We start from the raw sequence: 13,927 nt of genomic DNA, 5'->3' as shown, positions 1-13,927 counted from the left end.
TTACCCATTCTCCATCATGGACTGCATGGCTGTGCAATTTAACATGATGGCATAATTCCAATATAAAAGCAAATACAAGCTGTGCTACAGAATTAGTGCTATATGCAGGCACATTTGTAACAATAATCTTCTTTTTTTTAGCATACTCCACATCTACAACATTATAGCCAGTTGCCAGCACACCTATATATTTCAGTTCAGGCAGTTTATCCATAATATCAGCATTAATCGGAGTTTTGTTGGTCAGTAAAGCTTGTACACCCTTTGAACGTTCTATTATTTTGTCTTCCGATGTCCTGTCATAGATGACTACATCGCCAAGCCTCTATAACCCTTTCCAACTTAAGTCTCCAGGATTTAAAGCATACCCATCCAAAACAACTATTTTCATATAAAAAGTCACCCCTTTAAATAAATTTCTAGAAATTCAACAAAAAAATCGCCAGTAAACCTATGACTATACTTATCGCTCCTTGCTTATTCAATCCTTCCTTAAATACAAACAGGGATACTATAGTTGAAAATATAAGCCCCAATATTTGATTCAGAGGAAAAAATATTATACTATCCAACAGCACCACTCCTCTTAGAAAAAAGATCTGGGCCGTAATATTGCTGACTGCTGATAAAACTATCAAAAATAAGCTTTTATCCTTAATAGAATCATTTATAAATCCAAGTGTAGTTTTGAAACCTTCTTAAAAAATAAAAATTGCAACATTGTAAGCAGTGAAATTATTAAAACAAATATATATCCCATTGTTATAGCTTCTCCTAAATCTTTTGTAAATTTATATTGTTTAATTTTTTCATGTTTCTTTATATTCCATAAATGTTTTTAATTGTCCTTTATGAAAATATATTATTTTTAAAATAGTTATTTTTAAAAAACTTAACTGATATATAGATTATACTGCTTATTATGTTTATAATGTATTATAAGTTTTGTATAATAGCATAGGGGTGAGTTATAAAATGAGAAAAATATTGATAATACTTATTTGTACAATACTGTTTTTGGTAGGATGTCAAAAAACCGATCCTATCGAGACAGTAGAAAATTATTTGACTCTATGGAAAAATCAAAAATATCAAGAAATGTATCAAATGTTGCCTTCAGAAGTTTCCTCCCATATAAGCGAACAAGAATTTGTTTCAACATATCAAGAGGCGCTATCTGATATAAAACTTATAGATTTTGAAATAACAGACGATGAACCTATAAAAGAAGACGGAAATACATACCTTCATGTTACTGCAAAATTCGATGCCCAAGATATACTCCAATTCCAACAAGAGTATGCTTTTCCTATTGTGCTGGAGGATAGGGAATGGAAGATAGACTGGGACTATAATTTGATATTTCCCGATCTACAACAGGGTGACAAAGTAGAGACCGTTATTGGAAAAGCACCTGAACGGGGCACAATATATGACAGCTTTGATAACATTTTGGCTGTGGATGGTGAAGCATATACCGTAGGGGCTGTTCCCGAGGCAATCCCCGATGAAAATCAATTTGCTGAGGAATTATCTTCAATACTAGAATTAAACAAGGATTATATATTAGAACAGCTGCATCAAAAATGGGTAAAGCCGGATTCTTTTGTTCCTTTGAGGCATCTCCCATTAAGCATATCAGATGAATACAAGCAAGATATACTATCGGTAGAAGGTGTTATGTTGTCTCAAAAGCAAAAAACTGCACGTAATTACCCTGCTGAAGACCTGTTTTCTCACGCAGTGGGGTATGTGCAAACCTTGACTAAAGAAGAACTGGAAAAAAGGCCCCAAGATGACTATATATCCGGTGACATTGCAGGAAAACAAGGAATTGAATCAGCTATGGAAGAAACCCTATCAGGACAAAGAGGTTACAGTGTTGTAATAAAGGATAAGGATGGCTCCCAAAAGCAAGTGATCACGGAAAAACCCGAAAGCCCAGGAGCTGACATAGTGCTTACTCTGGATTCCAAGCTTCAATCAGCTGTATATCAAGCATTAGCAAATTCCAAGGGGAGCATAGTTGCTTTACATCCTAATACAGGTGAGGTATTGGCCATGGTCAGCAACCCACCCTATGATCCTAATATGTTTTCTGTGGGAATGCTTCCATCTATTTGGAAGGAACTGTCTGAAAATCCTGACAACCCATTGATAAACAGAACTATAAAAGCCCTTTATCCTCCAGGTTCTACTTTCAAGCCCTTTACTGCTGCCGCTGCATTGGAAGAAGGAATAATATCTCCTGATACAATAGTGAAGGAAGCACAAAATGAAGAATGGAAGCCTTCCGACGCATGGGGAAATCATTCGGTCAAAAGGATACCCCACCCTAAAGGAGATGTAAACCTGAGAAATGCCTTGGTATGGTCTGACAACATCTATTTTGCCTGGACTGCATTGCAGCTTAAAGAAGATAAGTTTGAAAAACATTTGAATGACTACGGTATGGAAGATGCACTGCCGTTTACGCTTTCTGTTTCAAAGTCTCAAATTAAAAAAGATGATACTAAGTGGAGTGAACCATTATTAGCTGATAGCGGCTATGGACAGGGAGAGGTTCTAACCACTCCTCTTCAACTGGCTGCTATGTACACCGCCTTTTGTAATGATGGGGATATGCTCCTACCTCAAATAGTTAAAGAAATAAGAGATCCTTCAGGTCAAGAACAAAAAACATTTAAAACCGAAACTTGGAAACAAAATGCTATGTCTTCCGATACCGCTGATATCATTTTAGATTATCTTATAGACGTTGTAGAAGATCCTACAGGTACCGGCAATAAAATCAAAACTCCCGGGTTGAAGATCGCCGCTAAAACAGGAACATCACAAGTAGGCACCGATAACAAAAACCAGATTGCATGGCTGGTAGCGTTTACTATGGACAATGAAAACCCTCTTCTACTATCTATTGCTCTGGAAGTGCCTTCTGGGCAAGGTGGATCAAAATTTGATATAGCAAAACAAATATTCCAAAGTTATTATCAGATACAATAATCTATAGCCCAATATTTATACAATTATTGTATAAATATTGGGCTATTTGTTTACCTCAGGCCATACTCAAAGGTAGCCGCCTCATGAAATGTTATTCCGTCTATAAGATGGCTATGCTGACTGGCTAATAATTCACTGCTAATCTTTTTAATGTTTTCCCACTCTTTATACCTAATATTCACATGATGCCATATATAAATTTTTGCTTTATCTTGAATCGCATTTCTAAAATACTTTACGTACTCTAGTTCCTGATCATAATCATATATTTCGTGACCCCATCCTGATGTACCCATCTGTTTTATATCCTGCTGATAGCTTGTTACAGGAGGTATCAACATCAAGCCATCCACCACTCCATCTCTGACCCAATTTTTATAATAGCAGTTTGCTTGCATTCTGTAATAAATTTCTGTTTAAAGATTTCAAAGTATACATAAAATTATATATTACACAACAATGCCGTTCAACTATTAAAAGCATGAGAAATTTAATCTTCTCTGCTTTTAATAGTTAATTTGTATATTATGGATTGGGGTAATCTACCACCTTACCCTCCCAGGTCCGTATCTTCAAATAATCCTTGCCCCAAGATACGATGTATTCAGGCAAAATGGGAGTTTTCCCAAGGCCACCAGGTGCATTTATTATATAAGTAGGTATGGCTAATCCTGAAGTATATCCTCTTAAATGCTCCATTATCTCTATCCCTTCCTGCACCTTCACCTTAAAGTGCATCGTGCCTTTAACGCTCTTGGGATGAAATATATAGTAAGGTCTTACTCTTATCTTTAAAAGCTCCTGATTCAGCTTTCTCATTACAAATTTATCATTATTAACCCCATTCAACAGGACAGCTTGGTTGCCCAGGGGTATCCCTGCCTTAGAAAGCCTGTTTGCTGCCGATGCAGCTTCTTGAGTAATCTCTTTGGGATGATTGAAATGTGTGTTCAAATATAAAGGGTGATATTTTTCCAGCAACTTGCAGAGCTTATCCGTTATCCTTTGAGGCATTGTAACAGGTGTTCTACTTCCGATCCTTATTATCTCTACATGTGGAATGCTTCTCAGCTCTGTCAATAACCAATCAAGCAACTTATTGCTGACAAGGAGTGCATCTCCTCCTGTTAGAAGTACATCACGAATTTCTTTGTTATCTTTAACATATTTTATTGCCCTTTCCAGTTGTCTTACAGAAGTCTGTTTGTCCACCTCTCCTATGTTTCTTCTCCTTTGGCAATGTCTACAATACATCGCGCATTGATTAGTGACGTAAATAATCAGTCTATCTGGATATCTGCGGGTTACACTTGTCTCCGGTGATGTATGCTCTTCATCCATTGGATCTAATTTACCGTTTTCGTCCAATTCGTATTTCGATGGGATAGCTTGCATCCTAATAGGGCAATCATGCTTATGTCTATCCATGAGGCTTATATAGTATGGAGATATCGCCCATCTATATCTGCTTTCCACCGCCTTTATCGAATCAAATTCTTCTTTTGATAGGTATATCAACTGTTTTAAAGTCTCTGCATCTGTTATCCTGTTAGAAACCTGCCATTTCCAACTATTCCAATCTTCATCGGAAGCATTAAAAAATTTCTTGATATATTCTTTGTTTTCCCTCTGAATATCAGCAAGCTTGAAACCTGTCTCAATATTTTGGCTAGCTTCTAAATAATCAGATATACTTTCTCTTAGCTCTCCAGCTCTTTTAATCGAAGCCTGATGTCGGTTATCCATCTGATCCGCCCCTTTCAAAACTTCATTCATTTTTTGAATATTGAAAAAACCAAAAGGTTTTTATTCGTATTTTCAAACACTGAAATTTTGAACTTTTAGCCATATGGAAAGAATCGTTGATACTATTTTGGGTAAGTAAAATCCACAAAGTCCTAGTACATACATTATATCAAAAAATTATACAGATTAAAAATATCTCCACATTATAAGCGCATCTTCATTTGTATCTAAATAATATGATCTCCTTATCCCCTTTTCTTCAAATCCATACTTTTTATACAAGTTTTTTGCAATCACATTACTTTTTCTAACTTCTAAAGTGATTCCGACAAGGTCTTTCTCAACGCATATATCTATCAAATGTTCCATTATCTTATTGCCCACCCCCATACCTCTATATTCTGGATGGACTGCTATGTTTGTCACATGGGCTTCATCTATTATTATCCACATCCCTCCATAACCCACGACTTTATTGGAATATCTAGCTACTACATAGTATGCACATCTGTTTTGTGTAATCTCCATCTCAAATGATTCCCGGGTCCAAGTGTTATTGAAGCATAATCTTTCTATATCCAACACTCTATCGATATGTTCCAATCTCATTTTTTCAATCAATATGCTATTATTAAATTCCATTTTCCTTCTCCTGATGGCTTTGGTATGCTCGTTCAGCCTGAGATTTCCTAAGGTAAAAGGGTACCAAATCCCGATAACTACCTAAATCTCCCTGTTTAGCTTTATGTAATGCTATATAAGCTATGGAAGAAGCCCTTTGAAGGTTGTGTGTACATGGAGCAAAGTATGCTTTTTCATTCAGGGCATTCTCTAAAATAGGTCTATACAATTCTATACCTTCACCTAAAAACAAAATATCTTGATTATAGTTTTTAAGCATCACAATAAATTCTTCGATTGCTATTGCCAAATACTTAGATTTTCTTTGAACCATATTGTGTTCCCAAGTATATATAGCAGTATATATATTGTTTCGTTTAGCATCGATTATAGGACATATAATCCCGTCAAAAAAGGGCACATTCATGGCAAGGCCATCCAGGCTAGACACGCCTATAGTTGGCTTATTCAAAGCATGTGCTATTCCTTTGATTGTAGCCACCCCTATCCTTAAACCGGTAAAAGAACCTGGTCCGTTAGCTGCTGCAAAAACATCAATATCATCTGGCTTTAAATTGACACTTTCTAATAGGTTTTTTACAGTAGGCATCAATTTTTCAGAATGAGTTTTCTTATGATTTATAATATTTTCCGCCAGCAATTTAGAATCGTCAATAACTGCTGCAGTGGCAACTATACCTGAACTATCCAATGCTAATATTCTCATCTCGCTTCAGCTCCCTTTCTAAATTCTCAATTGCGCTACTATTTCCTGTTATAAGTATTTCTCTAGAGTTTTCTTTATGAATTTTATTTATATTTATCTCCAATCTGTCAGAAGGAAGTAATTCAGCAATCCTATCAGCCCATTCGATGACAGTAACACCATCCCCGAATATATATTCATCCAGACCTATATCATAAGCATCCTCCGGCCTATCCAATCTATATACGTCAAAATGATATAGCGGAATACGACCATAATATTCGTTTATTAAAGTATAAGAAGGACTGTTGACGTTGTCATCAATATCCATACCTTTGGCTATCCCTTTTGCCAAAACAGTCTTGCCTGTACCTAGATCCCCTATTAAACATATTAAATCGCCTGGCTTTACATTACATCCAATAGCTGTGCCTACCTTAAAGGTATTCTTTTGGGAATCAGAAATAATTCTAATCGTTGTCCGCACCTTTAAAAACCACCTTTGTATTTATTATAAGATAATCCATATCAAACTATTAAAATTAACCATTTCTTTGTCAGATTGATCAAGCTATGAAAATCTAAATTTTAACTTAATCAATTATAACATAATGTAATTTTACACTAAAAAAACGGGTATTATAACCCGTTTTCATCAAAAGTATCAATCTTTATTGAACAATCTTTTGCCAATGCCAGTCCTGAGGATACTTCTATCGCTTTAAATATTCCCGAATAAACAGGACAGCTAACATGAGGTAAATATTCCGATAATATTTTATAAATAGTTGTTTCAGCAGGCTTAGAAAATATCTCTTTTAAAGCATCTACCCTTTTTATTTTTTCACTAGCTTTTTTTATATTAGGGCATTGGGTTTTTATCCTAATTTCTGTATTTTGTCCATCATCGCAACTTGCAAAAACCGTTGTTTCAAACCCGCATATACCTGCTTCTATATTCACCTTTGTTTTCATGCTATCCCCCTAGTTATTTGACTCATCCAGTTTAAATTTTTTGTGTATTGATTTAACAGCCTTCTCTACATCCTTTTCATCTATCAAACAAGTTATTTTTATTTCAGATGTGCTTATCATATTTATGTTTATACCCTCTTCAGCTAAAGCCTCAAACATCAATGTAGCAATACCCGGGTTGTTGGCCATACCGGCACCAATTATAGAAATTTTAGCTACATCATCCCTATATTTGACATCTCTTGCGCCTAAAAGGTTCAGATTTTCTTTGATCAGCTCTAGGGCCCTATCAAGATTATCCTCTGAAACTGTAAAAGATATATCTTTATCTTCTTCTCTACCTATACTCTGTATAATTACGTCTACATCTATATTTGCATCAGAAAGAATTTTAAAAAGCTTATATGCCATACCAGGTTTATCTTTTATCCCTATAACTGCTATCCTGGCAGCATTTGTATCGTGGGCAACCCCTAATACCACCATCTTCTCCATACCTTCAAGTTCTCTCACTAAAGTTCCCTCCTCATAGTTAAAGCTTGATCGCACCACCAGCGGCACGCTATATTTCTTGGCCAATTCAACTGCCCTGTTATGTAGCACTCGTGCGCCTAGACTGGCCATTTCCAACATTTCGTCATATGAAATTTCATTTAATTTTATTGCATCAGGTATTAACCTAGGATCAGCAGTATACACTCCTTCTACATCTGTATAAATCTCACATACATCTGCTTTTAATGCAGCAGCTAATGCAACCGCAGTGGTATCTGAACCGCCTCTTCCAAGGGTAGTGATGTCATTATTGTGATCAATCCCTTGAAAACCTGCAACTATAACGATATTACCCTTATCAAGTTCTTCTCTTATTCTACCACCATCTATGTGTTCAATCTTTGCTTTGCTATGAATATTATCAGTCTTTATCCCTATCTGTGAAGCATTTAAAGATATAACGGGATGTCTTAATTTATCAATAGCCATAGCTAAAATTGCAATAGACATCTGTTCCCCTGTGGAAATAAGCATATCCATCTCTCTATCAGACGGATTAGGATTTATCTCTTTTGCCATCTTTATAAGATTATCCGTTGTGTCACCCTGTGCAGACAATACAACAATCACAGAATTACCTTTCTCCTTGGTATTGATTATTCGCTGGGCTACCTTCATAACCTTTTTAGGATCTGCAACAGAACTTCCTCCATATTTTTGAACGACTAATGCCAAAATATATCTCCTCCCTGTAAAAATAAGAAAACATTATCAATGTATAAGCTCAACCTTAGCCCCTTGAGAACAAGGATCAACTATATTTACCGTCCAATCTTCCCTTAGAGATGAAACAACACTCTCCATTTGTTCTTTAAAGCTCTCATCATCACCAGATATTATAGCTATTAAAGTAGGACCGGCTCCGCTGATAAACATGCCGTGTGCGCCAGCTCTCTTGGCGGCATCAAATATTTCATCCATGCCAGGTATTAATTTTTTTCTGTACGGTTGATGTACTCTGTCCTGCATAGAGTTCCACATAAGATCAAACTTCCCTGCAGCCATACAAGCTACTAACATGGATGCCCTTCCAATATTGAACACCGCATCCTCCCTTGAAAGCTTTTGAGGTAAAACCTCTCTCGCTTGTTTAGTTGAAAGTTTAAAATCAGGTACCATAACACACAGCTTTAATTCTTGAGGTAAATTGATTTTTACATACTCAATTATTTTATCATTTAACGAGCAGACTGTCATCCCCCCGATTATAGCAGGAACTACATTGTCTGGATGTCCTTCCAGTTCAGTGGCCATTTCAATAACTTGTTTTATTGATAGGCTATTGTCAGCAAGATAATTAGCTGCAAGCATCCCTCCCACAATACAGGCAGCACTGCTACCCAACCCCCTTGCCAAGGGAATATTATTTGTCAAATTTATTCTCAACCCTTCAGGATGATAATTCAATCTATCAAACACTTTCTTCATAGAAATAAATACAAGATTATTCTCATCCTTTGGTATCGTTTCATCTGTTATCCCTTTTATATTTATCTCCAAACCCTTATCAACCGGCTCCAGTTCAATATAATTATATATTTTTAAGGCCATCCCCATACAGTCAAACCCTGGACCTAGATTTGCTGTTGTCGCAGGAACTTTTACCCTTATCATAGCTTTTTCCTCCGTTCTTTGATAACCCTACCCTATAAATCAAATATCTTTTTTATAAGAAGGATTTTACCATTTATAATGCAATATCACAATAGAGAATTGCAAAAATTAAAGGAAGAAATCCTTTTCAGGACTTCTTCCTTTAGTCTCTAACCATTCAATCCAATCTCTTTAAAAACTCGGGTTCTTTCATCGAGATCGGGATAGCGAGTCATACTGCTGTCAGAAAACATGCCTTGACCTTTATTTTTGGTAGCAGCCTTCTCATGTCCTATAAGTGCCCAAGTTGAATCTATCAGATTTTTAAACTCTTTATCATTTAAGGCAGGACAAATAAACGACTGTCTTGGAGAGTTTATATCCTCACCGCTTATCTGAAAAAAATCGTATTTATTGCATAAATGCTTGATTCGCTTAAGCTGCTCTAAAGTATTCCTAGATGGCATATATGTTACAGCATCAAACTGTAACTCTTTCAGCACATCAAATAACAATTCTATATAATCGTCCTCAAATTTTTGTGCTTTTTTATCTCCAGTAACTGAATCGGTCACATCGCCTAGATAAGCATAAGCAGAAATTGCTCCTATGTCCTTTGTAAGATTTATTACCTCTTTTATATCGGGGCACTCTTTTGTTGCATCGATATAAAATAATCTTACCAGATCTCCTTTTAATACTCCTAACAGATCATATTGGTAAAATTTATTATCTTTATCCATTAAATATTTGTAATTCTTTTGGCTTATTTGTATGCCTAGCCTATCCTTAAGAAAGTTCACTAGGTTTTCGCCTTTGCCAAATTTACTCATCAACTTGCCGGCTAAACCGAATAATATATGCCTTTCAGTAATACTGCCTCCCTCATCACTTTTAGAGATGGCAACTACATCTTGTTCAAAGTCAAGATGAATATCATGGGGCTTGAATATATTGTTTATCTTGTCCACCATTAGACTATTTCTTTTGTTCCTCTCTGCCGTATAAGGCTTAAAAAAGTCTTTCACATGGTCAATATATTGGTGTGGAATACCATGCATAGTTACATAAGCAATAGATTTTTGATCCGGGTTGTTTATCCTCTTTCCATTTAATCTTGTACCGGAAAAATCAGCTCTGCATTCCACACCGATGGTAGTAGCCATATCTATGATTTTCCCTGCCTCTATAAATTCTTTTGCTCCACTTATAGAATCATGATCCATTATTCCGGCAGTAGTCAGCCCTGAATTATAAGCCATCCAAATAGCCTTTGAAGGTGAATAGGGAGAAAATGAATATATGGTGTGTATGTGATTGTTCACATACACACCCGACTCCGGCCTTTCAAGTTTCCCTTCATCTATCATCTGTTTGAGAGACTTTAAACTCTGTAGTCTCTCAGCTGTTTGTTCTTTATTAAGTCCTTCTATATATTCTCGATATTTTTGCTGCATAATATCCTCCAGCTTATTTCATATTTCTAATTTTGAATTCAATAATTCTTCTTCAGCTTCTTTTGTCCAAAACTTGCCTCTATCTAACTTCTCTGCAACATTTGGAAGTTTATCCTTCATCTCAGGTAATGGTATTAACGGCAGGTCAGGTAACTGTGGCCATATAACAACCTTGCCTGGGAATCTTCCCTCTTTTACAGCTCTAAGCCCTTCATTTGTTACATTTAAACCTCCTATAGCGGCAACAGACTGGTTGGGTGAAAGTAGTCCTTGTTCAGTCTTTTTAAGCGTATATTTCAAGTCCGCAAGTCTAGATCCGCTGCTGCCTACCCACCTATGTCCTTTCATATATGTGCCGCTTATATCAAGATTTACCTTAGTTCCTCTGGCTATACCGGCAAAAATATTCAAATAACCGTTATCCCCTAACCAGTCGCCAGCCTGCCCTATCAAAGCCGGTACAGGTACAAAAGCGACTACATCTGTGAACTTTTCTCCTTCAGAGGCTTCTGATAAAAATTTATCGAATTCCTCCGGTTTTACCTTGTTTGGATTTATAGTCTTGAAAGCTGCCCCTCTCCTGTCAGCAAGATGAGCAAACCTTTCCTTCAATTCACCAAGTCTGTTATCATCTATATCGCTGACCACAACCATCTTGGGACCATTCTCGGTATCAGCCGCCCTCTGAGTATACATCTGTCCCATAGGCCCACCAGCGCCCATCAAGAATATCTTTCCATCCTGAAAAAGTTCAGAAGTTCTTTCATGTGCATATGCGTCCGCTATGTCTGTACCCATAGTACCTACATACCCTGTTCCATCATAATGTATCCTTCCACCATCTATAGATACTTTGCGCGCCACCGGTGTATCAGCAACTATAGCGAATATACCTTTATTTGCAAGCTTATCGCTGGCGAGCTCAACAAACTCTGGAGTGGGGGTACCCAAAACTACAATATCATCAAAACCTGTATCTTTAGCATACTCTTCTGCAAATTCATCTATGTTGTCTATGCCGTTATCTTCTATAAACTCTGCTCCAGTTTGAGCAGCTTTTTCTTTTAATATTTCAAGTATTTTTCCTTTAACATTGGATACCACTACTTTAGCCGGATGGTTTTGCTTATCAAATCCATTAGATATTGTATATTCATCGAATTTTGCATTGTCAAACCCTACAAACCATGCAATGCCACCATTTTTCAAAGCATTCCTATGCTCTATCCTCAATGCTGCCTCAACACATGCCCACGGCTCGCTCAATGCGACTTCAGCGTAACCGCTAGAATCATCAACAGGAATCAAATATGAACCCTCATCACCATCAAGTATTTGATCCCCTACAACAACATATTGTTGCATCCCCCCTGGGAGCACATATCCAAAGGCCATTGAGACCCCTTTATAAAACACATCAGCCTGTATTAGATATCTGTTCCCAATTTTGTATTGGTCTTGTCTTTGTTCTCCCGCTTTTACAACAGTCAGCGTAGCTTCATGGCCAAGTACAGCAGGATCATTTTCCAAATCCCTGCCGGTAATTCTGGGATGTTTATTCCCTTGATTTACTACCTTTATATCACTAAAACATAGCCCTACTGCATCTACCCTCAATAATACTTCGTTTGGTTTGATCTCTGGCATTTCAACCTCAATAGGTTTACCCTGTTTTCCTACATTTTCAAGCCCGGCACCATAGAGCGGCCATCTTAAATATTTGTTTGGAAGCTCATAATCAACCTTCTTATACCTTTCTAACTTTGTCACGATCAATCTCCTTCCTTTCTATTAATAAGCTATTGTAGTCATAAGGCTCATCTCGCACTGTGTTGTATCCAACCTGCTATGCTGAACTATTATATTGCAATCACTTTGTATGCGGATAGCATAAGGCACTCCTAAAGGTACCTTGTTTCCATCTTCATCTTCTATTTTGTCCAATCTTATATGATTTGTTCTTTGCGCTTTGCATACAGCAGCGAATTTATCCATCGGTTCCCTATCTTCAAAATAAAAAGTCAATTTGATATTGGCATCTTCCGAACCTGTGTTAAGTACACAGACAGCCTCATGGCTCACATAATGTTTACCATTGCTAATCGAGGACATGTACCCATCGGGAATAAACCATATCTTTTTTCCTTCTCCTTCGCCCATCTCTCCTCCCCCCTTCAACATTATTTTAATCGATAATTAAAACAAATTTAACTGCCTAAAAAATTACGATGTATGCTTAATCTTATATTAAGTCTGTTATACATTGGTGTATATTCTCGCTTTTTGATGTGCATTTATGGCTACTTATGTTATAATTATACCAATATTATTTATTTAATTCCACATAGTCGTCAAAATAGTACATTTAACAAGCATTGTGTCTGAAATGCAACCAAGTGTGCACAAATGTGCATAATGCATTCTAATTGTTTAGCAAAGGAGAGTGTTATAATGTTTGTTATAGAAAGACAGCAAGAAATACTTAATATACTAAAGCAAGAAAAATCAGTAACAGTATCCGACTTAAGCAAAAGATTTTTTGTCAGCGAAGCAACAATAAGGCGTGATTTAAGAGAGTTAGAAAAATTGGACCTTTTGAAAAAAACTTACGGAGGAGCCGTGCTTTTAGAAGGCTTAAATCTGGAAGCCCCCCTTTCCTTCAGAGAAACTGAACAAAAAGCAGAAAAAGAAAAGATGGGAAAACTAGCATCCGATCTTGTAAAAGACGGAGATATATTGATAATCGATTCCAGTAGTACAACGTTAAAAATAGTAGATTATCTAAATGATAAAGATAAGCTCACGGTTATAACCAATGGAGCCAAAACAGTTGTAGAATTAGGTAAGCTCACTAATGTAAAAACATATTCAACAGGGGGGTTGATAAGAGAAAATTCTATGTCTTTGATCGGCGAAACAGCTAGAAAATGTATACAAAAATATCATGCCGATATATTGTTTTTTTCCTGTCGTTCGATTTCTATGGAAAAAGGTATCACCGATTCCAGTGAGGAGGAAGCAGAACTTCGTAGGATAATGCTTTTAAACTCCAACAAATCAGTGTTGATCTGTGACCATACCAAATTTGATGCAGCATCCTTTTGTAAGGTATGTGATTTCGAACATGTGGATTGTTTGGTCACCGATAAAAAACCTTCCAATGCTTGGATGGAGTTTTTGAAGAGTAAGAATATCGAAGTTGTTTTTGAATAGGGTATTATGGATGCTATTGCTTGTATGTGTAATTAAAGAAATACGTGATTAAAGTAAA

The 13,927-nt window shown here is 36.5% G+C and carries 14 protein-coding genes and 1 pseudogene; 2 read left to right on the top strand and 13 right to left on the bottom strand.

What is annotated here, in order from left to right:
* Positions 1 to 391, bottom strand: a pseudogene (locus PHP06_08045) (D-2-hydroxyacid dehydrogenase).
* A 28-nt stretch (positions 392 to 419) separates the two neighbouring features.
* Entirely contained in the window at positions 420 to 572 is a 153-nt protein-coding gene (locus tag PHP06_08040; protein MDD3840513.1) for a hypothetical protein, read from the bottom strand.
* A 403-nt stretch (positions 573 to 975) separates the two neighbouring features.
* On the opposite strand from PHP06_08040, the gene PHP06_08035 reads away from it, so the two are divergent.
* On the top strand, positions 976 to 3,003 hold the full coding sequence (locus PHP06_08035) for a penicillin-binding transpeptidase domain-containing protein (protein ID MDD3840512.1): 2,028 nt from the start codon (positions 976 to 978) through the stop codon (positions 3,001 to 3,003).
* A 50-nt stretch (positions 3,004 to 3,053) separates the two neighbouring features.
* Here PHP06_08035 and PHP06_08030 read toward each other — a convergent pair whose 3' ends face one another.
* The 11 genes from PHP06_08030 to PHP06_07980 form a co-directional block, all read right to left on the bottom strand.
* Positions 3,054 to 3,344, bottom strand: coding sequence for a hypothetical protein (locus PHP06_08030; GenBank protein MDD3840511.1), 291 nt, complete (start codon positions 3,342 to 3,344; stop codon positions 3,054 to 3,056).
* Positions 3,345 to 3,528: 184 nt separating this feature from the next.
* Complete coding sequence (eam, locus tag PHP06_08025) at positions 3,529 to 4,749, bottom strand: glutamate 2,3-aminomutase (GenBank protein ID MDD3840510.1); 1,221 nt, start codon at positions 4,747 to 4,749, stop codon at positions 3,529 to 3,531.
* A gap of 186 nt (positions 4,750 to 4,935) precedes the next feature.
* Positions 4,936 to 5,391, bottom strand: a complete 456-nt coding sequence (gene rimI, locus PHP06_08020; GenBank protein ID MDD3840509.1) for a ribosomal protein S18-alanine N-acetyltransferase — start codon at positions 5,389 to 5,391, stop codon at positions 4,936 to 4,938.
* The gene (gene tsaB / locus PHP06_08015; protein ID MDD3840508.1) at positions 5,381 to 6,097 is read right to left on the bottom strand and encodes a tRNA (adenosine(37)-N6)-threonylcarbamoyltransferase complex dimerization subunit type 1 TsaB; all 717 of its coding nucleotides are present in this window, start codon (positions 6,095 to 6,097) and stop codon (positions 5,381 to 5,383) included. Before tsaB ends, rimI begins: the two co-directional genes overlap by 11 nt.
* Positions 6,075 to 6,563, bottom strand: a complete 489-nt coding sequence (gene tsaE, locus PHP06_08010) for a tRNA (adenosine(37)-N6)-threonylcarbamoyltransferase complex ATPase subunit type 1 TsaE (protein ID MDD3840507.1) — start codon at positions 6,561 to 6,563, stop codon at positions 6,075 to 6,077. Before tsaE ends, tsaB begins: the two co-directional genes overlap by 23 nt.
* Positions 6,564 to 6,715: 152 nt before the next feature.
* On the bottom strand, positions 6,716 to 7,051 hold the full coding sequence (locus PHP06_08005; protein MDD3840506.1) for a hypothetical protein: 336 nt from the start codon (positions 7,049 to 7,051) through the stop codon (positions 6,716 to 6,718).
* Between the two features lie 9 nt (positions 7,052 to 7,060).
* Positions 7,061 to 8,281 (bottom strand): aspartate kinase, encoded by a 1,221-nt coding sequence (locus PHP06_08000; protein ID MDD3840505.1) that lies wholly within the window; start codon positions 8,279 to 8,281, stop codon positions 7,061 to 7,063.
* Positions 8,282 to 8,317: 36 nt separating this feature from the next.
* Positions 8,318 to 9,220 (bottom strand): homoserine kinase, encoded by a 903-nt coding sequence (thrB, locus tag PHP06_07995; GenBank protein MDD3840504.1) that lies wholly within the window; start codon positions 9,218 to 9,220, stop codon positions 8,318 to 8,320.
* 149 nt (positions 9,221 to 9,369) lie between these two features.
* Positions 9,370 to 10,656 (bottom strand): PHP domain-containing protein, encoded by a 1,287-nt coding sequence (locus PHP06_07990; protein MDD3840503.1) that lies wholly within the window; start codon positions 10,654 to 10,656, stop codon positions 9,370 to 9,372.
* An 18-nt stretch (positions 10,657 to 10,674) separates the two neighbouring features.
* The gene (locus PHP06_07985) at positions 10,675 to 12,426 is read right to left on the bottom strand and encodes an alcohol dehydrogenase catalytic domain-containing protein (protein ID MDD3840502.1); all 1,752 of its coding nucleotides are present in this window, start codon (positions 12,424 to 12,426) and stop codon (positions 10,675 to 10,677) included.
* Positions 12,427 to 12,447: 21 nt separating this feature from the next.
* Positions 12,448 to 12,816, bottom strand: coding sequence for a sensory rhodopsin transducer (locus tag PHP06_07980; GenBank protein MDD3840501.1), 369 nt, complete (start codon positions 12,814 to 12,816; stop codon positions 12,448 to 12,450).
* Positions 12,817 to 13,107: 291 nt separating this feature from the next.
* Between PHP06_07980 and PHP06_07975 the strand changes: the two genes are divergently transcribed.
* A complete protein-coding gene (locus PHP06_07975) occupies positions 13,108 to 13,869 on the top strand; it encodes a DeoR/GlpR family DNA-binding transcription regulator (GenBank protein MDD3840500.1) in 762 nt (253 codons plus the stop codon).
* The last annotated feature ends 58 nt before the right edge of the window (positions 13,870 to 13,927 follow it).

It is taken from the genome of Clostridia bacterium (assembly GCA_028698525.1).
Taxonomy (GTDB): Bacteria; Bacillota; Clostridia; order JAQVDB01; family JAQVDB01; genus JAQVDB01.
This window is presented reverse-complemented; position numbering and strand designations above follow the sequence as displayed.